The organism is Aureimonas sp. AU20 (assembly GCF_001442755.1).
GTDB lineage: Bacteria > Pseudomonadota > Alphaproteobacteria > Rhizobiales > Rhizobiaceae > Aureimonas.
In genome coordinates this window covers 2070982-2093887 of record NZ_CP006367.1, presented here as the reverse complement: position 1 = coordinate 2093887, position 22906 = coordinate 2070982, and the positions used below count along the sequence as shown (strand labels likewise).

Annotated in this window: 20 protein-coding genes and 1 riboswitch; of the genes, 10 read left to right on the top strand and 10 right to left on the bottom strand. The window is 67.1% G+C overall.

Features of this window, described 5'->3' with window-relative positions; genetic code table 11:
- Positions 1-37 precede the first annotated feature (37 nt).
- The 3 genes from M673_RS09215 to ettA are packed head-to-tail and all read right to left on the bottom strand — an operon-like array spanning position 38 to position 3645.
- The gene (locus M673_RS09215; protein WP_061975558.1) at positions 38-421 is read right to left on the bottom strand and encodes a response regulator; all 384 of its coding nucleotides are present in this window, start codon (positions 419-421) and stop codon (positions 38-40) included.
- Complete coding sequence (locus M673_RS09210) at positions 414-1994, bottom strand: sensor histidine kinase (protein WP_244493042.1); 1581 nt, start codon at positions 1992-1994, stop codon at positions 414-416. Before M673_RS09210 ends, M673_RS09215 begins: the two co-directional genes overlap by 8 nt.
- Position 1995: 1 nt before the next feature.
- Positions 1996-3645 carry an energy-dependent translational throttle protein EttA gene (gene ettA, locus M673_RS09205; RefSeq protein WP_061975556.1) on the bottom strand — a complete coding sequence of 550 codons (1650 nt, stop codon included), beginning with the start codon at positions 3643-3645 and terminating at the stop codon, positions 1996-1998.
- Positions 3646-3858: 213 nt separating this feature from the next.
- Between ettA and M673_RS09200 the strand changes: the two genes are divergently transcribed.
- Positions 3859-4155 (top strand): Dabb family protein, encoded by a 297-nt coding sequence (locus M673_RS09200; protein WP_061975553.1) that lies wholly within the window; start codon positions 3859-3861, stop codon positions 4153-4155.
- A gap of 4 nt (positions 4156-4159) precedes the next feature.
- Here the strand turns inward: M673_RS09200 and M673_RS09195 are convergent, their stop codons facing one another.
- A complete protein-coding gene (locus tag M673_RS09195) occupies positions 4160-5155 on the bottom strand; it encodes a ribonuclease T2 family protein (RefSeq protein WP_061975551.1) in 996 nt (331 codons plus the stop codon).
- A 95-nt stretch (positions 5156-5250) separates the two neighbouring features.
- Here M673_RS09195 and M673_RS09190 point away from each other — a divergent pair, with 95 nt between their 5' ends.
- A complete protein-coding gene (locus M673_RS09190) occupies positions 5251-6195 on the top strand; it encodes an alpha/beta fold hydrolase (RefSeq protein WP_061975549.1) in 945 nt (314 codons plus the stop codon).
- A gap of 71 nt (positions 6196-6266) precedes the next feature.
- On the opposite strand, the gene M673_RS09185 is transcribed toward M673_RS09190, so the two are convergent.
- From M673_RS09185 to ybaL, 6 genes are all read right to left on the bottom strand, one after another.
- Positions 6267-6983 (bottom strand): GntR family transcriptional regulator, encoded by a 717-nt coding sequence (locus M673_RS09185; RefSeq protein ID WP_061975547.1) that lies wholly within the window; start codon positions 6981-6983, stop codon positions 6267-6269.
- Between the two features lie 106 nt (positions 6984-7089).
- The gene (locus tag M673_RS09180; RefSeq protein ID WP_061975545.1) at positions 7090-7704 is read right to left on the bottom strand and encodes a thiamine phosphate synthase; all 615 of its coding nucleotides are present in this window, start codon (positions 7702-7704) and stop codon (positions 7090-7092) included.
- Between the two features lie 11 nt (positions 7705-7715).
- The gene (locus M673_RS09175; RefSeq protein ID WP_061975543.1) at positions 7716-8486 is read right to left on the bottom strand and encodes a thiazole synthase; all 771 of its coding nucleotides are present in this window, start codon (positions 8484-8486) and stop codon (positions 7716-7718) included.
- Positions 8487-8490: 4 nt separating this feature from the next.
- Positions 8491-8688, bottom strand: coding sequence for a sulfur carrier protein ThiS (thiS, locus tag M673_RS09170; RefSeq protein ID WP_061975541.1), 198 nt, complete (start codon positions 8686-8688; stop codon positions 8491-8493).
- Entirely contained in the window at positions 8685-9647 is a 963-nt protein-coding gene (locus tag M673_RS09165) for an FAD-dependent oxidoreductase (protein ID WP_061975539.1), read from the bottom strand. Before M673_RS09165 ends, thiS begins: the two co-directional genes overlap by 4 nt.
- Positions 9648-9804: 157 nt before the next feature.
- A riboswitch (TPP riboswitch) is annotated at positions 9805-9917 on the bottom strand.
- A complete protein-coding gene (ybaL, locus tag M673_RS09160; protein ID WP_061975537.1) occupies positions 9918-11768 on the bottom strand; it encodes a YbaL family putative K(+) efflux transporter in 1851 nt (616 codons plus the stop codon). It abuts the riboswitch before it with no gap.
- Positions 11769-12038: 270 nt separating this feature from the next.
- Here ybaL and M673_RS09155 point away from each other — a divergent pair, with 270 nt between their 5' ends.
- From M673_RS09155 to M673_RS09120, 8 genes are all read left to right on the top strand, one after another.
- The gene (locus M673_RS09155) at positions 12039-13295 is read left to right on the top strand and encodes a sarcosine oxidase subunit beta family protein (RefSeq protein ID WP_061975535.1); all 1257 of its coding nucleotides are present in this window, start codon (positions 12039-12041) and stop codon (positions 13293-13295) included.
- Between the two features lie 31 nt (positions 13296-13326).
- Complete coding sequence (locus tag M673_RS09150) at positions 13327-13668, top strand: sarcosine oxidase subunit delta (RefSeq protein ID WP_061975533.1); 342 nt, start codon at positions 13327-13329, stop codon at positions 13666-13668.
- Positions 13665-16637: a sarcosine oxidase subunit alpha family protein gene (locus M673_RS09145; protein WP_061975531.1), complete on the top strand. Its 2973-nt coding sequence runs from the start codon at positions 13665-13667 to the stop codon at positions 16635-16637. The genes M673_RS09150 and M673_RS09145 overlap by 4 nt, the downstream gene beginning before the upstream one ends.
- A complete protein-coding gene (locus M673_RS09140) occupies positions 16630-17202 on the top strand; it encodes a sarcosine oxidase subunit gamma (RefSeq protein ID WP_082639672.1) in 573 nt (190 codons plus the stop codon). Before M673_RS09145 ends, M673_RS09140 begins: the two co-directional genes overlap by 8 nt.
- Positions 17203-17439: 237 nt before the next feature.
- The gene (locus M673_RS09135; protein WP_061975527.1) at positions 17440-18714 is read left to right on the top strand and encodes an aromatic ring-hydroxylating oxygenase subunit alpha; all 1275 of its coding nucleotides are present in this window, start codon (positions 17440-17442) and stop codon (positions 18712-18714) included.
- 10 nt (positions 18715-18724) lie between these two features.
- Entirely contained in the window at positions 18725-19828 is a 1104-nt protein-coding gene (locus M673_RS09130; protein WP_061975525.1) for a hybrid-cluster NAD(P)-dependent oxidoreductase, read from the top strand.
- Positions 19829-19832: 4 nt separating this feature from the next.
- A complete protein-coding gene (locus M673_RS09125; RefSeq protein WP_061975524.1) occupies positions 19833-20849 on the top strand; it encodes a GlxA family transcriptional regulator in 1017 nt (338 codons plus the stop codon).
- Positions 20846-22888, top strand: coding sequence for an oxidoreductase (locus M673_RS09120; RefSeq protein WP_061975522.1), 2043 nt, complete (start codon positions 20846-20848; stop codon positions 22886-22888). The genes M673_RS09125 and M673_RS09120 overlap by 4 nt, the downstream gene beginning before the upstream one ends.
- The last annotated feature ends 18 nt before the right edge of the window (positions 22889-22906 follow it).

Genomic DNA, 22906 nt, shown 5'->3' with positions numbered 1-22906 from the left:
GCGCGCGCTCACCCCGAGGGCGGAGCGCTCTCGGCGATCACTTGTTCGTCAGCACAAGCGTTTGGGAAAGCGCGCGAGCGATCTGTTCAGTCGTGTAGGGTTTCTGGAGCACGGGATAGACGCGCCATTCGGGGTCGATCCCATCGAGCCCGTAGCCAGTCGCGAAGACGATGGGAATGCCCATCCCGCGCAGACGCTCCGCCACGGGATAGACCTTCGTGCCGGCGATGTTCATGTCGAGAATGGCCGCGTCGATCGCAGGCTTGGCATCGAGCATATCCTGCGCCCGGTCGATGCGCATGGCGAAGCCCGCCACCACGCAGCCGAGATCGTCCAGAATATCCTCCAGTTGCATGGCGACCAGGGACTCGTCTTCCACCGCGAAGATGCGCAAGCCCTGATGTGAGGGGGCATCAGTCATGGGACGGACCCCTCGCCGCGCTGACTTCAGCCATGGGAATAAAGAGGGTCCAAGTCAGTCCGCTGCCCCCCAAGGCCAGTTCCAGCCGCCCTTCCAGTTCGCCGGTAACGATTCGCTCCAGCATGCGCATGCCGAAGCCGGGCTTCAATTCGCCCTCGGACAGCGGCAGGCTCGCGCCCGCCTCGTTCCAGACGAGATGAAGATTGTCGTCCCGCACGTCCCAGCGCACGGCCAGCCGCCCGTCCCGCCCCGAAAGAACGCCGTACTTCACCGCGTTGGAGGCCAACTCGTGAAACACCATGGCGAGCGCGATCGCCGCCTTCGGGTTGAGGCTGAGAGGGCAGCCCTGCATCTCGAACCGATCCGAGCCAAGGGCTGCCAGTTCGAGTCGGGCGATGGTGGCAAGGTCGGCCGCTTCCCAATGCTGCTCGCTTAGCAGATTGTGGGCGTTCGACAGGGCCAAGATGCGCCCCTCGAAGACGCGGCGAGCCTCTTCCCGGTCGGTCGTTGCGCGGAAGCTGCGCCGCGCCAGAGACTGCACGGTCGAGAGCGTGTTCTTCACCCGATGATTGAGCTCGTCCAGAAGAAGGCGCTGGCGGCGCTGGGCCCTAACGCTTTCCGTCCGATCATAGCCTTGGACGAAGATGCCGGATGTCGTGCCGTCGGAGGCTACGACGGGATGGTAGGAGAAATCGATGAAGAACTCGCGCAGACGCCCGCTCTCGGGATCGCGCAGCATGATCCGGCTCTCAAACCCGAGCGCGGCCTCGCCGGTCCGATAGGCTTCGTCCAACTTCTCGAAAAAGCCCTCGCCCTCGATCTCGGGAAAGACGTCGCGCACCGGTAGACCAAGAACCTCGCGTTGGCCGACGAAGTGGCGATAGGCTCGGTTGGCATAGGTGAAGACATGATCCGCGCCATGCAGCAGCGCCACCATGCCTGGCGCCTCCTCGAACAGGGCGCGGAACTGTTGGGCCGGCTTGGTGTCGTCGCGAACGGCCTCCTCGGCCTCGCGAGCGCGCTGTACTAGGGCGACGCCGCCGGAGAAGATGGAGTTCGGAGTGGAAGCCGCCTCGCGCAGAAGCACGAGTTCGGTAATATCCACAGTGTTCTGAAGGATGTAGCGAACCGCGCCGGTCTCGTCGTTCAGCGGCGTGTGGATGGCCGTCCAATAGCGCTTGGCCATACCGCCGCCCTTCTCGGGCGGAATGGGAATGTCGTACTCGATATAGGCCAGCGTGTCGGGCTTGCCCGTCTCCCGAACGCGGTCGAGCGAATGCCGGAGACGACGACCGGCCTCGCCCGTATTCGGGAAGGCCTCGAAGACATGACGTCCGACCAAGGTCTGGCCGGAATGATCCGTGACGGCCTCGTAGGCCGGATTGACGGCCACGAAATGCAGCTGCGCGTCGAGGAGCATGTGCGGGCTGGGTAGCGCATTGAACAACTGTTGAAAGCTGATGCGATCCAACTCGTGGCCCTTCTTGCGCGAGGCGAGGGCCGCAGTGCCCTCCGTTCCCAAAGTGTAGCGGGGAAGTCCGCTTTGGAAAGTGGCCTTCCCCGCGTCGTTCATGTCAGCGCGTCAGGCGCTTGTAGGTCGGACGCTTCGGGTTCACCGAGTCCGGGCCGAGGCGACGGATCTTGTCGGCCTCGTAGTCGGCGAAGTTGCCCTCGAACCATTCGACATGGCTGTCGCCTTCGAAGGCCAGGATGTGCGTGGCGAGACGATCGAGGAACATGCGATCGTGGCTGATGACCACGGCGCAGCCGGCGTATTCCTCCAGCGCGTCCTCGAGCGCGGCGAGCGTTTCGGTGTCGAGATCGTTGGTCGGCTCGTCCAGGAGGATGACGTTCGCGCCCGATTTCAGCATCTTGGCGAGGTGGACGCGGTTGCGCTGGCCGCCCGACAGGGTGCCGACCTTCTGCTGCTGGTCCGGCCCCTTGAAGTTGAAGTTGCCGACATAGGCGCGAGAGTTCATCTCGTACTTGCCGAGCTTCATGATGTCGACGGCGCCGGTGATCTCTTCCCAGACGTTCTTGTTGGCGTCGAGATGGTCGCGGCTCTGGTCGACATAGCCGAGATCGACGGTCTCGCCGATGTTGATCGCGCCGTCGTCGGGCTTTTCCTGCCCGGTGATCATCTTGAAGAGCGTCGACTTGCCCGCGCCGTTCGGCCCGATGATGCCGACGATGCCGCCGGCCGGCAGCTTGAACGAGAGGTTCTCGATCAGCACCCGATCGCCGAAGCTCTTCGTGAGCTTCTCGACCTCGATTACCTTGTTGCCCAGGCGCTCGCCGGTCGGGATGACGATCTTGCCATCGGCCGGACGGCGCTGCTCGGCCAGTTCCACGAGTTCGTTATAGGCCTTGATGCGGGCCTTGGACTTGGTCTGTCGGGCCTTGGCGCCTTGCTGGATCCACTCGCGCTCGCGGGTGATGGCGCGCGAACGGGCGTCGTCCTCGCGGCCTTCCTGCACCATGCGCTTGCTCTTCTTCTCAAGATAGGCGGAGTAGTTGCCCTCGTAGGGAATGCCCCGGCCGCGATCGAGCTCGAGAATCCAGCCGGTGACGTTGTCGAGGAAGTAGCGATCGTGCGTGATCATCAGCACGGCGCCTTCGTATTCACGCAGGTGCTTTTCGAGCCAGGCGATCGTCTCGGCGTCGAGATGGTTGGTCGGCTCGTCGAGGAGCAGGATGTCGGGCTTGGCGAGCAGCAGTTTGCAGAGCGCGACGCGGCGTTTTTCGCCGCCCGAAAGCGGGGCGACCTGCGAGTCGCCCGGCGGGCAGCGCAGCGCGTCCATCGCCATCTCGACCTGGTTCTCCAGGTCCCAAAGGTTCTGCGCGTCGATGACGTCCTGGAGCTTGGCGCCCTCCTCGGCCGTCTCGTCGCTGTAGTCCATCATCAGCTGGTTGTAGCGGTCGAGAATGGCCTTCTTGTCCGCCACGCCTTCCATGACGTTCTCGAACACGGTCTTGGTCTCGTCGAGCTTGGGCTCCTGCGCGAGATAGCCGACCACCGCGCCGTCCGCCGCCCAGGCCTCGCCCGTGTAGTCCTTGTCGACGCCGGCCATGATCTTGAGCAGGGTCGACTTACCCGCGCCGTTCGGACCGAGAATGCCGATCTTGGCGTTGGGGTAGAAAGAAAGGTGGATGTTCTCCAGGACCTTCTTGTTGCCGTAGGCCTTGGTCAGGTCGGCCATATGGTAGATGAATTGGCGAGCCATCGAGCGCGCGTCTCCGCAAGGTAAGGAATGGGCAAGAGTTGGCGCACAGGTAAGCCATGGCGCCGCGATGAGCAACAAAGCCGGCGGAGGAAAATGCCGCGCCGCGATCGGACAGAGGCGCGCGGGCGCCTTCCCTCGCCGCATATCCGCCTTGACGCGCCGGGCCGGAGAGCTGATGCAGCAATCCCCGATTCCTTCGAAAGCGGAGCCGACATGATCCGGCATATCGTCTTCTTCAGCGCCAAGGACAAAGCCGACCTGCCGCGCATCAAGGCCGGTCTGGAGACGCTGGGCGGCATCCGGCACCACACGCATTTCGAGGTGGTCGAGAACGCTCGCGTCGATCCGATGGGCAACGATGTCGATCTCGTGGTCTATGCCGAGTTCAAGGATCGCGAGGCGCTCGCCGCTTACAAGGCCGACCCGATCTACGACGCCTCGACCAGGGCCGTGCGTCCCTTGCGCGAGATCCGCTATTCCGCCGACTATGAAGTGCCCGACCGCGCCTGATCGCTCAGCCGAAGCCGGGCGCATCGACCCGCCCGGCGCGGCAGCCGGAAGAGACAGGATCGCCAGCCCGGATCAGCTCCGGTAGGCTCGGCCCCTCGCCCAGCGCGCCGCGCAGCGATATGCGCAACTCTCCCACCAGGCGCCGGCCCGCCGCGTCGCTTTCGCAATCGAGAAGGACGCGCTTGCCCGCCCCATCTCCGAAGGCGGCGTCGAAAGCCGCGCGGATTTCGGCCGCGGACACCTCGCGGCCGATGGCCTTGCCGAAGAGATCGCCGACGGGCGAGGCGCTGAGTTCGTCGATCAGGCGGATCGACTCGACGAAGTAAGCTTCCGCGCTGCCCGAGAAACAGGTGCCATGCGTCCAGTATTCGTGCCGCTCGAGCTGCGACACGGTGCCGGGCATGACGCGCTCCAGCGCGCGCCGCGTCTCCGCGCTGATCTCCACCGCCGGCAGATCGCGCCAGCGGCCGGCCTCGTCTGCGGCGCGAAGGTCGGGCGAGACGCCGCAATATTCCCGCCCGCGCGGCTGCGGCCAAAGCCCGTGCAGCGAAAAGCCGTGCGCGGCTTCGCCACCGCCACGGCAGTCCGCCCGGCGCGGCCGCGTTTCGCAGAAGGACGGGTGCCAGCTCGCCGCGAGAATATAGGAATCACTCTTGGAACCTGCCGAGCCCGCCGGCTCGCCGGGCACCACGCGCTCCGCCGAAGAGCTCCCGTCATTGACCCGGCCGCAGCCATAGGCCACCCAGCGGCGCTCGGGATCGGCGCCGGGAACGCGGATGAGATAGTGGCTGCCCGGCATCGCGTTGCGACCGAGAAGATCGTAGCTCCTGCCCGGCTCGGTCACGATGCGGCCGGGATTGGCGTCGGAGCGGATGGAGGGAGTCGCGAAACAGCTCGCCTCGGCCACGAACTGCCCGCTCATCGGAACTTGCGCGAAGGCTTGCGATCCCGTCAGCACGAGAGCGAACCCGGCGGCAAGGCTCCAGTCGTATCGACCCATCCGATCGGTCTCCCATTTGGGGCGTATCGATTGCGTTTTCGCGTGGATACGCCAAGTCTTTCGCACGTCCCTGCCCTCATATCGGCTTTATCACCTTGTCCGCCACTTCTTCCGTTCTCGACAGTCCGACCGGCGCCGCGCTTCGCCTCTACCGGTTCATGCCCGAAAGAGCGCCGCGCGCCGTTCTCCTCGTGCTGCACGGCTTGGCGGAGCATGCCGGGCGCTACGATCGGCTCGGCCGGGACCTCTCGGCGCAGAGTATCGCCGTCTATGCGCCCGACCATCGCGGCCATGGCTCGACCACGGCGGTGGACGCGCCGCTGCGCCGCTTTGGCGGGCGCGGCGGCCGGGCCAAGGTGCTGCGAGACGTGCAGGCCGTGCGCCATCAGGCGGAGGCGGACCTGCCCGGACTGCCGGTGATCGTTTTCGGCCATTCCATGGGCGCCCATATCGCGCTGAACCATGCGCGCGTCTTCGGCGAAGGTCTCGCGGGTCTGGCTCTCTGGAACGCCAGTTTCGAGCGAGGTCTCACGGAGCGGATCGGCGCGCTCGCTTTCAAGGCGGAAAAAGCGCTGAAAGGGTCGGACGTGGCGAGCGCACTGTTTGCGCGCGCGGGCTTCGACGCGTGGAGCAAATCGGTCAATCCCCGGCGAACCGAATTCGACTGGCTGAGCCATGACGATGCGGCCGTGGATCGCTACCGCGCGGACCCGCTCTGCGGCTGGACGCCGACGATCTCCATGGTGGAGGACATTCTGGAATGGCAGCGCGCGGGCGCCGATCTGGCGATGTTGGGCGACCTGCCCCACCGCCTCCCCGTCCACTGCCTCGGCGGCACCGAGGACCCGGCGACAGGCAAGGGCACAGCGGTCCGTCGTCTCGCGGCGCGTCTGGAGGAAGCCGGCAGCCTCGACGTCCACTGCCATATCGTGGCCGGCGCGCGGCACGAGACGCTGAACGAGACCGAACCGATGCGGGGCGAAGCGATGGGCGAACTCTTGCGCTTCGTGGAAGCCTGCGCGGCCAGACAGAAAGGCTGACCGTTTTTGAGGCGAAGGGAGCCTCCGCCGATCCATGGGCGGAAGAATGGTCAATGCCTGCCAGGGCGATCTTAGTCGGCTTGATAGTCGAGATCGTCGCCGAGGTCGCAGCGGGCGATGCGCAGTTCCAGCGCCCGGTTCTGATAGGAGTAGATGACGCGATCGAGCGTTAGAAGCGCTGTCTCGCCGCCGAGCCCGTAGGCTTGCCGGTCGGTCTCGCTGGCCAGCGTGCTGCCGATCTTCTCGATCTTGTAGGTGGCGATGTCCTGCCCGGTCCAACCCGCCGAGGCCAGGCGCCGCATCTCGTCCGCGCCCATCGTACTCGGATGGGAGGGGACGCGCAGGAACACGTCCTCCACCATGAACAGCCGGCCAAGATGGGTGCGCCTGCGCTCGAAGGCGAGGACGGGCGTGCGCTCGTTCACCTGCAGGCGTTCGACGACGTCCGGCCGAGGCAGAACGAGATCGACTTCCCCGATCACGACCTCGCCGGAAACCCGGTTGCCGCTCCGATCCGCGATGTTGGAGAAGCGGCTGCGCATCTTGTCGCCTTCAAAATCGACGACGATCGTGCCCTTGCCTTGGTGCCGCTCCAGCAGCTTGTTCTCGGTCAGGATATCGAAGGCCTTGCGCACCGTTCCAAGGCTGATCCCAAGCGAACGGGCGATCTCCGCCTCGTTCTCGATCAACTGGCCCGGCGCCCAGGTTCGATTGATGATTCGGGACACGAACTCGTCGGCAACCTGCTGATAGAGCGGGCGCGTGTTGAACGGTTTCGCGAGCGACATGTACGTTCCCTGATTGATATCCTACGCAGGAGAACGTTATTAGGGTTGCAGATAAATGCAACTTAAAAGTGCTGCGGTGCACCGATTTAAGGTTGCATGCCTTCGCTTAGCTGGTTGCACCCGCCCCGCGCGTCACCGCGATCCACTCCCGCACGCGCGCCTCCGGGTCGGCATGCAGCGTGATGTCGGTCACGACGGCGGCGCAGTCAGCTCCATGCCGAAAAACCTCCGCCGCGCGCTCCGGCCGCAGCCCGCCGATCGCAACGAGCGGCAAGTTTCCGATCCGCTCGCGCCAGACGCGCAGGCGCTCGGGCGTCTGCGGCGCCCAGGGCATCTGCTTGAGGATCGTCGGCCAGACCGGCCCCAGCGCGACATAACCAGGCTTGGCCGCGAGCGCGATGTCGAGTTCCGCCTCGTCATGGGTGGAGAGGCCGAGCTTCAAGCCGGCGGCGCGGATGCTGGAGAGATCGGCCTCGGCCAGATCCTCCTGGCCGAGATGGATGAAATCCGCCCCCTCATCGGCGGCCAGCCGCCAATGATCGTTGACGACGAGCTGGCACCCGTGCGCTTGGCACACGGCGAGCGAGCGGCGGATTTCTCCTCGCAGCGCCGACTCGGGCTTGTCCTTGGCGCGCAGCTGAACGAGCCGCACGCCGAGCGGCACGATGCGCTCGATCCAAACGGCGTCGGGCATCACGGGATAGAACGGGTCGAGGACCAAGGGGCTCGGGCTCACAGAACGGCCCTTCCGAAAACGGGGGTCGAGGGGGCGGCCATGTCGCGGGGCTCCATGGCGCCGGCCTCGAAGCTCAGCCGACCGGCTTCCACCGCGAGGCGGAAGGCGCGCGCCATGGCGACGGGATCGCCCGATGAGGCGACGGCCGTGTTGAGGAGAACGCCGTCATAGCCGAGTTCCAGCGCTTCCGCCGCGTGGCTCGGACGGCCGAGCCCGGCATCGACGATCAGCGTGACCTCGGGAAACTGCGCGCGCAGCGAGCGCAGCCCATAGCGATTGTTCAGCCCGAGCCCCGAGCCGATCGGCGAGGCCCAGGGCATGAGAACGCGGCAGCCCGCCTCCAAGAGCCGGTCGGCCACGACGAGGTCTTCGGTCGTGTAGGGCAGAACCTCGAACCCGTCCTCGGTGAGGATGCGGGCGGCCTCCACCAGGCCGAAGACGTCGGGTTGCAGCGTGTCGGCATGGCCGATCACCTCGAGCTTAACCAACGAGGTGCCGAGCAGCTCGCGGCCCATCCGTGCGGTAGTCACCGCCTCCTTCACCGTGTGGCAGCCGGCCGTGTTGGGTAGGAAGTCCGCGCCGAGATCGCGCAACTCGTCCCAGAAGCCCGGGCCCCGCGCCGCGCCGAGATTCTGTTCGCGCCGAAGCGAGACGGTGACCAGCGCGGGCTCAGCTGCGCGGATCGCATCCCGCATCACGGCCGGGGATGGATAAAGTGCGGTGCCCAGCATCATGCGAGAGGCATAGTCGCGATCGTAGATGCGCATGGCGTCAGCCTCCCTGCATGGGGCTGAGCAGTTCCACCGCGTCGCCCTCCGAAAGCCGGATCTCGGCGCGCTCGGCGCGCGGCACGAATTCGCGGTTCACCGCGGTCGCCACCGTTTCGGGCTCGACCCCGAGCTCAGCGAGAAGCCGATCGAGCGTGGCGGACGCGACCTCGCGCCGCTCGCCGTTGAGATGAAGGATCATGCCGCCTCCATGAGGGACTGGATTTCAAGGCTGGCCTCGGCTGACAGGGCCGGCGCCAGAAGGAAGCCGTGGCGATAAAGCCCGGTGAAGCTGACGACGCGGCCGGTGCGGGTGACGCGCGGCAGATTGTCGGCAAAGGCCGGCCGGCAGGCCGCGCCGGTTTCCAAGATTTCGGCCTCGGCGAAAGCGGGGTGCAGGGCGAACACGGCGGAAAGGAGTTCCACGGTCGAGCGCAAGGTGATCGGACCGGCGCGTTCGCTCTCGATCATGGTCGCGCCGACCATGAAGACCCCATCCTCGCGCGGCACGACATAGATCGGCCAGCGGGGATGAAGCAGCCGCACCGGGCGGTCCAGGCGCACATCGCGGCTGCGGATGATGACCATCTCGCCGCGCACTCCGCGAAGCCCGGGCGCCTCGGCGTTGAGCCCCCGGCAGTCCACCACCGGCTCGTCCGCGAAGGCATCGGGCTCGGCCTGCGAGCCGAACAGCACCGTGCCGCCGCCCTCCTCGATCCGGCGGACCAGAAGCGCCAGCGCCTGGCGCGGGTCGAGATGGGCTTCGTCAGCATAGAACAGCGCCTGACGGAATCGGCCGGCGAGATCGGGTTCGAGATCCGCCACCCCTTCCGCGTCGAGCATCCGGTGCCCGCGCGTTCGCGATGCGAACTGACGAAGGTCGGCGCCGTCGCGCGGCGCGGCGAGCACCAGGGTTCCCTTGCGGCTCACCGGCGCCCGCTCGGCCCAGAAGTCGATGCCGCGAAGACCCGGCTCGATGATGGCGGGATCGGCCGTCGCCGCTTCGCAATAGGGCGCGAGCATGCCGCCCGCGAGCCAGGACGCCGCGCGCTGGCCGAGTTCGCCGGCCGCCTCGTGAACCACCACGCGGCGCCCCGCCTCCGTCAGCCTGGAGGCCGTCGTGAGCCCGGCGACGCCGGCGCCTAGAATATGGACGGTCATGCCGCGATGCGCCCGTAGGCAAGCGTCGGTGAAGGATGGGTCGCGCGCATGCCTCGTCTTCCGCCGATTTCGACCCGGCGCGCGCGACTGTGGGCGGGGCGTTCCAGCGGCGCGAAGCCCTTTCGAACCATCGAGGTTCGAAGCGCCGCGCCAGCCGGAGTCGAGATCGCTCCATCCCTACGCCAGTGCGAACTGGATCAGGTTCTTGGGGTCGCCGAACATCGCGTCGGCCTCTCAGTTCCCGCTAGCGGAACTCCCCCTGGACTATCCTCAAGGTAAGCGTTCGGTGGGGCGTGTCAACTCGCCCTCGCCCGCGCCGGTGAGTTCGGGAAGGATCGGCGCCTCGTCCGGCAGGAGCGGCCCCCGGGCGCCCGGCGCGTCGGAACCGAGGTCGAGAAGATGGTCTGCGATGGCCTGCGCCGTCACCTCGTCGCCGTTCACCACCATGTCGGCTCCGGCCTGGATCAGCCGCTCGCGCTGCTCGCCGGAATGGACGCGCGCCGTGATGCGGATGTCAGGATTGGCGGCCTTCGCGGCGGCGATCATCGCAACGGCCTCGAAACTGTTGGGGAAGGCGAGCACGAGATCGCGCGCCCCGGCGATGTTGGCGGCTTCCAGCACTTCGGGCTTCACCGCGTTGCCGACCACCGTTTCGAACCCGCTCGCGCGCACCCGCGCCACGCGCTTGTCGGCATCCTCAATAACCACGAAGGACCGACCGGCATCGGCCAGCCGACGCGCGATCTTGGAGCCGACGCGGCCGAAGCCGACGAGGATGAGATGGCCCTTTTGTTCGGTCGGGCGCAAGAGATCGTCCTCGATCGCCACGCTGCCGCTCGGAATATGGGTCGGCGCTTCCGCCGCCGGGAGTTCGGAGGGTTCCTCCGAAGCGCCGCCGAGGGCGGAGCGCTCCTGCGTCTGCCGCCATCGATCGACCCAGGCAAAGAGAAACGGGTTGAGCACGATCGACAAGATGGCGCCGCCCAGAATGAGGTTCTTCGCCTCGGGCGGCAGGATTTTAAGGTTGAGCCCAAGCGTCGCGAGGATGAAGGAGAACTCGCCGATCTGCGCTAGCGAGACCGAAATGGTCAGGGCCGTCGCCGTCGGATGGCCGAACAGGCGCACGATGGCGAAGGCCACCACGGACTTGCCGATGACGATGATGAGCAGCGTCGCCAGGATCGGCAGCGGGTCCTCGATCAGCGATAGCGGATCGAACAACATGCCGACCGAGACGAAGAAGAGAACGGCGAAGGCGTCGCGCAGCGGCAGCGAATCCTCGGCCGCGCGGTGGCTGAGATCGGACTCGCTCATGATCATGCCGGCGAAGAAGGCGCCGAGCGCCAGCGACACGCCGAACAGCGTCGCCGCGCCGAAGGCGACGCCCAGCGCGATGGCCAGCACCGCGAGCCGGAACAGCTCTCGTGAGCCCGAAGCCGCCGTGAGTTGCAGCAGCCATGGGATGACCCGGCGGCCGACCACGAGCATGAGAACAACGAAGATACAGAGCTTGAAGATCGTCACGAGCAGAATGCCCGGCACGCCGAATCCGAGATCGGTGGTCATGCCATGGCCGGCATTGGCGGCGTCGCCGCCCAGCGGCCCGGCGAAGGCCGGCAGAAGGACCAGCGCCAGAACCATGGCGAGGTCTTCCACGATCAACCAGCCGACCGCGATGCGCCCCCGCCCCGTTTCGATCAGCCGCCGTTCCTGCATGGCGCGCAGGAGAACGACCGTGGAGGCGACCGATAGCGCGAGTCCGAAGACGAGGCCGGCTCCCAAGCTCCAGCCCAGCAACCAGGCGAGACCCATACCGAAACCCGTGGCGGCGGCGATCTGCACGATGGCGCCGGGCAGCGCGATGGCGCGCACCGACAGGAGATCACGCAGCGAAAAATGCAGGCCGACGCCGAACATGAGGAGGATGACGCCGAGTTCGGACAACTCGCCCGCCAGCCCCTGGTTGGCCACGAAACCGGGCGTGAAAGGGCCGGCCACGACGCCCGCCAGGAGATAGCCGACAATCGGCGAGGCGCCGATGCGATGCGCGATCGTGCCGAGCAGAAAGGCGAGGACCAGACCCGCGACGATGGTTTCGATCAGCGGCATCTCGTGCAGCATCGTCGGATTCTCCCGGCGCTTGAAACGACTCCAGTGTCGAGGTGGCCCTTCGGTGTTAGGCGATGGCGCCGCCGGATGCAGCATAAAAGACGCGGGCGCCCTGCCCTTTTTCGCCCGACGTGGCGCCCCGCGACGGAAAGGGTGCTTGGCCCATCATGTCGCATCCGGCAAACATGTCGGATTTGTACAAACCCGACGCCGCTTCCGTCATCGCAAGCCGGGTTTCGCGGGTGCGAATGTCGGGTCCGACACCGCAGATCGGGACGATCCATGCAGAGATTCTCCGCCCTTTCCGTGATCGCCAAGGCGCTCGGCTCGAACAAGGGCTGGCAAGCGCAATGGCGCGACGCCTCTCCGAAAAGCCGCTACGACGTCATCATCGTCGGCGGCGGCGGGCACGGGCTGGCGACGGCCTACTACCTCGCCAAGGAGCATGGGATCCGCAATGTCGCGATCCTGGAAAAAGGCTGGATCGGCGGCGGCAACACCGGCCGCAACACGACGATCATCCGCTCGAACTACCTGTTCGAGGAATCGGCCGCGATGTACGACCACGCGGTGAAGCTGTGGGAGGGCCTGTCGCAGGACCTCAACTACAACGTCATGTTCTCGCCGCGCGGCGTGCTCATGCTCGCCCATAACATTCACGACATTCAGGTCTTCAAGCGCCATGTCCACGCCAACCGGCTGGCCGGCGTCGACAACGAATGGCTGACGCCGCAGGAGTGCAAGGACTTCTGCCCGCCGCTCAATATCGACGCGTCGACCATGCGCTACCCCGTGCTGGGCGGCGCCCTTCAGCGGCGCGGCGGCACGGCGCGGCACGACGCGGTGGCATGGGGCTACGCCCGCGCCGCCTCGGCGCTGGGCGTCGATGTCATCCAGAATTGCGAGGTGACGGCAATCCGGCGCGGGGCCAACGGGGCGGTCATCGGCGTCGATACGACGCGCGGGCCGATTGAGGCCGGCAAGGTCGGGGTCGTGGCGGCCGGCAATACATCGGTCGTTATGGCCATGGCCGGGCTGCGCATGCCGCTGGAAAGCTATCCGCTGCAGGCGCTGGTGTCGGAGCCGCTGAAGCCGATCGTGCCCTGCGTCGTCATGTCGAACACGATCCACGCCTATATCTCGCAGTCCGACAAGGGCGAGCTGGTGATCGGCGCGGGCACGGACGCCTACACGTCATACACCCAGCGCGGCGGGCTCCATATCGCCAACCACACGCTGGATGCGATCTGCGATCTCTTCCCGGAGTTCCGCCGAGTGCGGATGCTGCGCTCCTGGGGCGGCATCGTCGACGTGACGCCCGATCGCTCGCCGATCGTCGCCAAGACCGCCGTTCCCGGTCTCTACGTCAATTGCGGGTGGGGCACCGGCGGCTTCAAGGCGACGCCGGGCTCCGGCAACCTCTTCGCCCACACGATCGCTCGCGACGAGCCGCATCCGATCAACGCGCCCTTCACGATCGAGCGCTTCCGCGATGGCGTGCTGATCGACGAAGCAGCGGCCGCCGCCGTCGCCCACTGACCCGACCTTCCCTCCCTCGCGAGGCCGACCCATGCTTCTGATCACCTGCCCTTATTGCGGACCCCGCCCCGAGCTCGAATTCCGCTATGCCGGCGAAGCGCATGTCGTGCGCGCCGAGACGCCGTCCGAGATCGGCGCGGACGAGTGGGGCGCCTTTCTCTACACGCGCGCCAATCCGCGCGGTCTCCACGCCGAGCGCTGGCGCCACATTCACGGCTGCGCCCGCTTCTTCAACGCGCTGCGCGACACGCGAACCGACTTCTTCGAGGCGACCTACGAGGTCGGCCAGCCGCGCCCCTCCGGTACCGAAGAGAACAAGCCGGCTCTCAGCGGCGACAATGTCGGCACCTGGTCCGGGGAGAGCGCTCGATGAACCGGTTTCGCACGTCGACTGGCGGGCGGATCGATCGCTCCGCCCCGCTCTCCTTCACCTTCGACGGCCAGAGCTACCAGGGCTATCAGGGCGACACGCTGGCCTCGGCGCTGCTCGCCAACGGCGTGCATCTCGTCGGCCGATCGTTCAAGTATCACCGCCCGCGCGGCATCGTGACGGCCGGCTCCGAGGAACCGAACGCCTTGGTCGCGATCGGCCGAGATGAGGCACATTACGCGCCGAATCTGCGCGCCACGCAGGTCGAGCTCTATGACAAGCTGCGCGCGGAAAGCCAGAACCGCTGGCCGTCGCTCGCCTTCGATGTCGGCGCTGGCAACGACCTTCTCGGCAAGTTCTTCTCCGCCGGCTTCTACTACAAGACCTTCATGTGGCCGCGCTCGGCCTGGGAAAAGCTTTACGAGCCGATCATCCGCCGCGCGGCGGGCCTCGGCCGCGCTTCGACCCTGCCCGATCCCGACCGCTACGCCCAGCAGTTCGCCCATTGCGAAGTGCTGGTGGTCGGCGCTGGCCCGGCCGGCCTCGCCGCAGCCCTCGCCGCTTCGGAAAACCCCGAGCAGCGTGTGATCCTCTGCGACGAGCAGAGCGAGATGGGCGGCTGGCTCCTGCACGAATCGCAGGCCGCGATCGACGGTCACACCGCGCCGATCCAGGCCATGCATATGCTGCACGAGCTGCGCTCGCGCCCGAACGTGACGCTGCTGCCGCGCACCACGGCCTTCGGCTTCTACCCGCACAATCTGATCGGCCTCGCCGAGCGGGTCACCGAGCATCTTTCCAACCCCGCGCCGCACCTACCGCGCGAGCGGATGTGGCAGGTGCGGGCCGGCCGCGTCGTCTTCGCCACCGGCTCGATCGAGCGCCCGCTCGTATTTCCCGACAACGACCGGCCGGGCATCCTGATGGCCGAGGCCGCGCGCCAGTTCGCGCTGCGCTACGGCGTCCTTCCCGGCCGCCGTGCGGTCGTCTTCACGGCGGGCGACAGCGCCTATCGCGCGGCGATCGACCTGATGGCGCATGGCGTCGAGATCGCCGCCATCGCCGACCTGCGCGAGGCGCCGAGCGGTCCTTATGTCGACAAGGCCCGCGCCGCCGGCATTCCCATCTATCCCGGCACCTCGGTCTCGGGGACGCAGGGGCGCCTTCGCATCCGCTCCGCGACACTGAGCCGGAAGGGCTGGCACTCCGGCGAGACGATCGAGTGCGACTGCCTTCTCATGTCGGGCGGCTTCACGCCGACCATTTCGCTCTTCTCTCAGTCGCGCGGCAAGATGCGCTGGGACGAGGCGGTGGAAGCCTACGTGCCCGCCGAATCCGTCGAGAACGAGCGCTCGGCCGGCGCGTGCCGGGGCGTCTTTGACCTCGAGGGCGCGCTGGCGGACGGGCATCTCGCGGGCGGCGGCGGAGCATCGCCCTACCGTGTCGAGGAAGAAAGCGTCGGTCACGCCGCGTTCCGGGGCGCGACCTTCCACGATCGCGACCCGCGCAAGGTGAAGGCCTTCGTGGACTTCCAGAACGACGTGACGGCGAAGGACGTGCGCCTCGCCACGCAGGAGGGCTTCCGCTCCATCGAGCATGTGAAGCGCTACACCACGACGGGCATGGCGACCGACCAGGGGCGCCTGTCCAACATCAACGCGCTGGCCATCGTCGCGCAAGAGTTGAAGCGCCCGGAAACCGCGATCGGCCTCACCACCTTCCGCCCGCCCTATACGCCGACGACCTTCGGCAATTTCGCCGGCATCTCGCGCGGCCCGCTCTTCGATCCGATCCGCACCACGCCGATCCACGGTTGGGCGGTGGAGCACGGCGCCCGGTTCGAGGATGTCGGCATCTGGAAGCGCGCGCATTACTTCCCCCAAGCCGGCGAGGATCTGCACGCGGCGGTGGCGCGCGAGTGCCGCGCGGTCCGCTCGGGTGTCGGCATCTTCGACGCCTCGACGCTCGGCAAGATCGAGGTCGTCGGGCCGGACGCGGCAGAGTTCGTAGACCGGCTCTACACCAACCCGTTCAAGAAGCTCGCCGTGGGCAGCCTGCGCTATGGCGTGATGCTGCGCGAGGACGGGTTCGTGATGGATGACGGTGTGGTCGCCCGCATCGCGGAGGACCGCTTCCACCTCACCACCACGACGGGCGGCGCGCCGCGCGTGCTCAACCACATGGAAGACTATCTCCAGACGGAATGGCCGCATCTCGACGTCTGGCTGACCTCCACCACGGAGGAATGGGCGACCATCGCGGTGCAGGGCCCGGACGCACGCCGCGTCATCGAGCCGCTGATCGAAGGCGTCGATCTCTCCAAGCAGGCCATGCCGCACATGACCTGGCGGGCCGGGCGCATCGTCGGCGTGCCCATGCGGCTCTGGCGCGTGTCCTTCACCGGCGAACTCGGCTTCGAAATCAACGTGCCGGCAAGCGAGGGCCGCAAGGTCTGGGAGGCCATCTTCGCGGCGGGCCAGCCCTTCGGCATCACGCCCTACGGCACCGAGACCATGCACGTCCTGCGCGCCGAGAAGGGCTATATCATCGTCGGCCAGGAAACCGACGGGACCGCCGTGCCGGACGATGTCGGCCTGAACTGGGCCGTGGCCAAGAAGAAGCACGACTTCGTCGGCATGCGCTCGCTTGCCCGCCCCGCCCTGTCGTCGGCCGATCGAAAGCAGATGGTCGGCCTTCTGACGCGGGACCCCGCCGTGGTGCTGGAGGAAGGGGCGCAGGTCGTGGACCACAAGCCGGACAGCAACGCCCCGGCGAGCGTTCCCGCTCTCGGCCACGTCACGTCGAGCTATGCCTCGCAGACACTCGGGCGCTCCATCGCCCTCGCCCTGGTGCGGGGCGGCCGGTCGCGGTTCGGCGAGATCGTGGACATTCCCATGCCGGGCGGGCGCATCGCCGCCGAAATCGTAGATCCCGTGTTCCACGACAAAGCCAATGAGCGCCTCGATGCTTGACGCCGTCACCGTTTCCGCCGGCCCGGCTCCGGTCGTCCTTCCCTTCGGCAGGCCATCCGCGCCGGTGCTGATCGAGGCCCTGCCCCCGCAAGCGCGCTTCGTGCTGCGCCTGCGAAACGACGCGGGCTTTCCCAAGGTCGCGGAACTGTCGGGCGTCGCCCTTCCGCGCGAGGCCTGCCGCTTTGCCGAGAACGGATCGCGCCGGGCGATCTGGCTCGGGCCGGACGAATGGCTGCTCGTCGCCCCCTATGCGGAGGCGGGACACCTGTTCGACGGGCTGGAGCAGGCGCTCGCGGAGATCCCGCATTCGCTGGTCGAGGTCAGCCACCGCTCGTTGGGATACGCGATTTCGGGGCGCGAGGCGGCGAGCGTGCTTGCGGCCGGCTGCCCGCTCGATCTCGACCAGCGCGCTTTTCCCATCGGCATGGCGACACGCACGGTGCTGGCGAAGACCGAGATCATCTTGCAGCGCACGGGCGGAGAAAGTTTCCAACTCGACGTTTGGCGCTCCTTTGCGAACTACACGCTGGGCTATCTGATCGAGGCCGCGCGGTCCTACGGCTGATCCACCAGACGTCCAACCAACGCTATGCACGACGCCGGCATTCCCCCGCCGGCGTCGTGCTTCGTTTCTAGCTTTGTTGCAGGTGCTAAGCCCTTCGCTCCGCACAATAAACGGGCGATCTGACTATGTTGAGGCATGTCGCGTTTCTGACAGTTTGTGTCGCAAACGTGGAAGTCGCGAACTCGGAATGGTTCCAGACTGACCGGCGTCGCCACCCTTCCTCGGGGGAATGCCCGCATGTTGGACCGAACCGCCTCTCCGCTTCTTTCGCTGATTCGACGCCGCCGGCCGGGCTACTCGCTGGAAGCGCCGTTCTACACCAGCCCCGAGATCTTCGCGGCCGATCTGGAAGCGATCTTCGAGCAGACCTGGCTCTTCGTCGGCGTCGAGCCCGACGTGCCCGAGCCCGGCGATGCGATGACGGTGGATATCGGCGCCAACGCGATTCTCATCGTGCGCGACGACGACATGCAGGTGCGCGCCTTTCACAATGTCTGCCGCCATCGCGGCGCGCGGCTGGTGCATGAGGAGAAGACCACGGTCGGCAATCTCGTCTGCCGCTACCATTCCTGGACCTACGACCTCAGCGGCGCCTTGATCCATGCCGAGCACATGGGCTCGGAGTTCGACCGCAAGTGCCATGGGCTGAAGCCCGTGCATGTGCGCTCGCTGGAAGGGCTGATCTTCATCTGCCTTGCCGATGAGCCGCCGGCCGACTTCGACGAGATGGCGGCGGCCATGGGCCCTTATCTCGCCCCGCACGACATTCGCAACAGCAAGGTGGCCTTCCAGCACGATCTGATCGAGCCCGGCAACTGGAAGCTCACGATGGAGAACAATCGCGAGTGCTACCATTGCGGGGCCAACCATCCCGAACTCACTGTGCCGCTTTTCGCCTACGGGTTCGGCTTCGCGCCCGAGGAGCTGGACGAGGCCGAACGCGAGCAGGCCGCGCGCTATGGTTGCCTGACCGATGACAGCCATGCGGAGTGGGAAAAGGCGGGCATCCCGAGCCGGATGCTGGAGCATCTCGACGACATGGTGACGGGCTACCGCACCGAGCGCCTGCCGCTCGACGGCGACGGCGAGTCCCACACGATGGACACGAAGGCCGCCTGCCGCATTCCCATGGGGCGCTTTCCCAGCGCCAAGATGGGCGGGCTGCATTTCTGGACGCAGCCCAATTCCTGGCATCATTTCATGGGCGACCATGCCGTCACCTTCTCGGTGATCCCGATCGACGCCGAGCGCTCGCTTCTTCGCACCAAGTGGCTGGTCCACAAGGACGCGGTGGAAGGGGTGGACTACGACCTCGAAAACCTCATCGGCGTCTGGATGGCGACCAACGCGCAGGATTCCGAATTGGTCGGCTTCTGTCAGAACGGCGCGCGCACGACGGCCTACGAACCCGGTCCCTATTCCCCCCATACCGAGATGCTCGTGGACAAGTTCTGCAACTGGTACATCGGCCGGATGCGCGAGCACTTCGACCCGTCCACGCCGGCGCTCTGAGGCCGCGAGGATGGACACGACCGCCTCCGCCATGCCGACCGGCTTTCGCCTTTGGGACCCCGAAGAGGACAACGTTCTCGTCTGCCGCGCCGTGCGGGAGGAAACGGCCGATGTGAAGACCTTCGTCTTCGCGCCGCGCACCCGCCGGCAGTTCGTCTTCGACCCAGGCCAGTTCCTGACCTTCGAGTTCGAGATCGCTGGGGAGACGATCCATCGCTGCTACACGATCTCGGCCTCACCGACCCGGCCCGACACTTGCGCCATCACGGTGAAGCGCGTGCCGAACGGGCCGGTGTCGAACTGGCTGCACGATGAGTTCAAGCCCGGCATGATGCTGAAGGCCACCGGGCCGATGGGCGAGTTCTCTTGGACACGCCAGGTCTCGGCAAGCAACAAGTATCTCCTGATCTCGGGCGGCAGCGGCGTCACGCCGATGATGTCCATGACCCGGTCGGCCTACGATCTCGCCGAGATCCGCGACGTGGTCTTCCTTCACGCTGCTCGCACGCCGGCCGACATCGTGTTCGAGGACGAGCTCGCCGTCATGAGCCGGCGCAACCGCTCGATCCGCGTCGCCCATGTCTGCGAGGCGGATGCGCCGGGGCGCGGCTGGTCGGGACTGCGCGGCCGCCTGACACTCGGCATGATCGAGGCCGTCGCGCCCGATTTTCGCGAGCGCGAGGTCTTTGTCTGCGGCCCCTCGCCCTTCATGAAGGCGGTGCGCGCGCTGCTGGAGAGTGGTGGCTTCGACATGGGCCGACACCACGAGGAAAGCTTCAACTTCGAGGACCTGTCCGCTGGCGAGAAGCAGGAGGTGGAGGTCGCGACGGACGAGATGGCGCCCGCCGCGCGCACCTTCCGCATCGAGTTCGCCAAGACCAAACGCGTGGTGGAATGCCCGGAGGACATGCCGATCCTGGAGGCGGCCAAGCGCGCCGGCCTTCGCCTGCCGTCGTCCTGCACCAAGGGGCTTTGCGGCACCTGCAAGTCGAAGAAGGTCTCGGGCGAAGTCGAGATGACGCATCAGGGCGGCATTCGCCAACGCGAGATCGACGCCGGGCAAATTCTCATCTGCTGCGCCCGGCCGCGCTCCGACGTCGTCATCGATCGGTGACGCCATGGGCGCCGGCGCACCCCTGCTTTCCAGCCTCACCCGCTTCGGCTTCCTGACCCTGCCCAACTATTCGCTGATCGCCGTTTCGGCGGCGATCGAAGCCTGCCGCATGGCCAATTACGTGGCGGGCCGCGAGATCTATGCTTGGCAGGTGCTGACGCCGGACGGCGCGCCGGCCAAGGCCTCCGGCGGCCTGACGCTCGGGCCGACCGAGGCGCTTAACGCGGGCTCCGGCTTCGATGTCCTGTTCGTGTGCGGCGGCGTCGACGTGCGCCAGGCGGTGGACCGGCGCACGCTGGAGGAGCTGCGACGCGTCGCCCGGCGCGGCCTGCCGCTCGGCGCGCTTTGCACCGGCAGTTTCGCGCTGGCCGAGGCCGGGCTTCTCGACGGCTATCGCTGCGCCATCCATTGGGAAAACCTCGGCGCCATCCGCGAGGAGTTCGAGGCGGTGGACTTCGCCGACGATCTCTTCGTGATCGACCGCGACCGCTTCACCTGCTCGGGCGGCTCGGCGCCGATCGACATGATGGGCGCCTTTATCGAGGCGCGGCTGGGCCGGCCGACGGCCGAGCGCATGTCGGAACAGTTCGTGCTGGATCGCCTTCGCGGCGGCACCGAGCCCCAGCACGCGCCGCTCCGCTCCAAGCGCCTGCACCATCCCGCGCTGGAACAGGCCGGCGCCCTCATGGCCCGAACGATCGGCGCGCCGTTGACGGTCGCCGCAGTCGCCGCGCGCGTCGGCCTGTCCCCGCGCCAGTTGGAGCGCCTGTTTCGACACCACACCGGCATGGGGCCGGCGGAATTCTCCATGACGCTGCGGCTCGACCATGCGCGCGAGCTTCTGCGCCAGTCCGACCTTGCCGTCACCGCCATCGGCGCCGCGTCCGGGTTCGTTTCCTCGGCGCATTTCTCCGCCGCCTATCGCCGTCGTTTCGGCCATGCGCCGCGCGCCGAGCGCGGACCCACGCGGCCCGTCCCCCTTCCCCTCTCGTCCGTTCCGCTTTCGGAGACCCTTTCATGATCGCTCACGCCGAAGCGCTTCTGAAACCGCTGACGATCCGGGGCGTGACCTTCCGCAACCGCGTCATGTCCACCAGCCACGCGCCGGGCTACGGGTCGGACGGCAAGCCGCAGGAGCGCTACCAGCTCTATCACGAGGAAAAGGCCAAGGGCGGCATCGGGCTCACCATGTTCGGCGGCTCCTCCTCCGTGGCGATCGACAGCCCGGCGACGCCCTGGGCGCAGATCTCGCTGACCGACGACAGCGTCGTGCCGCACTTCCAACAGTTCGCCGAGCGCATCCACCGGCACGGCGCCAAGCTGATGATTCAGCTGACGCATATGGGCCGGCGCACCAAGGACAACACCGACAACTGGATGCCGACCATCGCGCCTTCCGTGCGCCGCGAGCCGGCCTCGCGCTCCACGCCCAAGGAGATGGAGAAGGAAGACATCCAGCGCGTCGTGCGCGGCTTCGCGAACGCTGCGCGGCGGGCGCGCGAGGGGCAGCTCGACGGCTGCGAGATCTCCGCCGCGCATGGCCATCTCGTGGACCAGTTCTGGTCGCCCTCCGTGAACAGGCGCACCGACGAATATGGTGGCTCGCTGGAGAACCGGATGCGCTTCGGCATCGAGGTGCTGGAAGCCATGCGCGAGGCCGCGGGCGAAGACTTCCTGATCGGCATCCGCATGTCAGGCGACGAGATGGTGGCTGATGGCCTGTCGCAGGACGATCTCCTGACGATCGCCGCCGAATATTCCCGGCGTGGGCTCGTCGACTTCCTGAACATCATCGGCGGCCAGGCGCGCGACCACATCGCCCACGCGATCTCGCTTCCCAACATGAGCTTCCCCGTCGCGCCCTTCCTGTTCCTGCCGAGCGCGGTGAAGCGCGAAGTGGACGTTCCCGTCTTCCACGCGCAGCGCGTGACCGACCTCGCCACCGCCGCCCGCGCCGTCCATGAAGGGCATGTGGACATGGTGGCGATGACGCGCGCGCACATCGCCGATCCGCATCTCGTCAAGAAGCTGCAGGAAGGGCGCGCCGACGACATCCGCCAATGCGTGGGCGCGGGCTACTGCATCGACCGCATCTATGTCGGCGGCGACGCGCTCTGCCTCCAGAACGCGGCGACCGGCCGCGAGGCCAAGATGCCGCACGTCATTCCGAAGACCGACGGGCGGCATAAGACCGTGGTCGTGATCGGCGGCGGCCCGGCGGGCTTGGAGGCGGCGCGCGTTTCGGCCGAGCGCGGGCACCGCGTCGTCCTGTTCGAAAAGCAGGCAAGCCTCGGCGGGCAGATCGCCATCGCGGCCAAGGGCACTTGGCGCGAAGCCTTGTCGGGCATTCCGCGTTGGCTCGGCGCGCAGGTGGCCAAGCTCGGCGTCGATATCCGGCTCGGGACAGAGGCGACGGAGGCGGCCGTTCTGGCCGAGCGGCCGGACGTGGTGATCGTCGCGACCGGCGGCCTCCCCAATCTCGGCCATGCCAAGGGTGCGGAGGAGCACGCGATCTCGACCTGGGACGTGCTCACCGGCAAGGTGGAGCCGACCGGCTCGATCCTTCTCTATGACGAGCAGGGCCAGCACAACGCGTCCTCGACGGCCGAGTTCATGGCCAAGCGCGGCTGCCTGGTCGAGATCGCCACGCATGACCGGATGATCGGCGAGGAGATCGGCACCACCAACCAGCCGATCCATATCCGTGAGCTCTACAAGCTCGGCGTGGTGATGACGCCCAACATGGAGCTGATCGAGGTCTATCCCGAGGGCAACCGGCTGGTGGCGGCCCTGCGCAACACGCATACCGACGCGGAAGAAGAGCGCGTCGTGGACCGTGTCGTGGTGGACTACGGCACGCTGCCGGTGGACAGGCTCTACTTCGACCTGAAGGCGCAGTCGGCCAATCACGGCCAGATCGACCAGGAGGCGCTGGTGGAGGGTCGGCCGCAGCCCAATGGCGGCGAGGGCTTCCAGCTCTACCGGCTGGGCGACGCGGTGGCGGGCCGCAACATCCACGCCGCGCTCTACGACGCCCTACGCCTCTGCAAGGATCTCTGACCATGGGCCGCGCCGCCC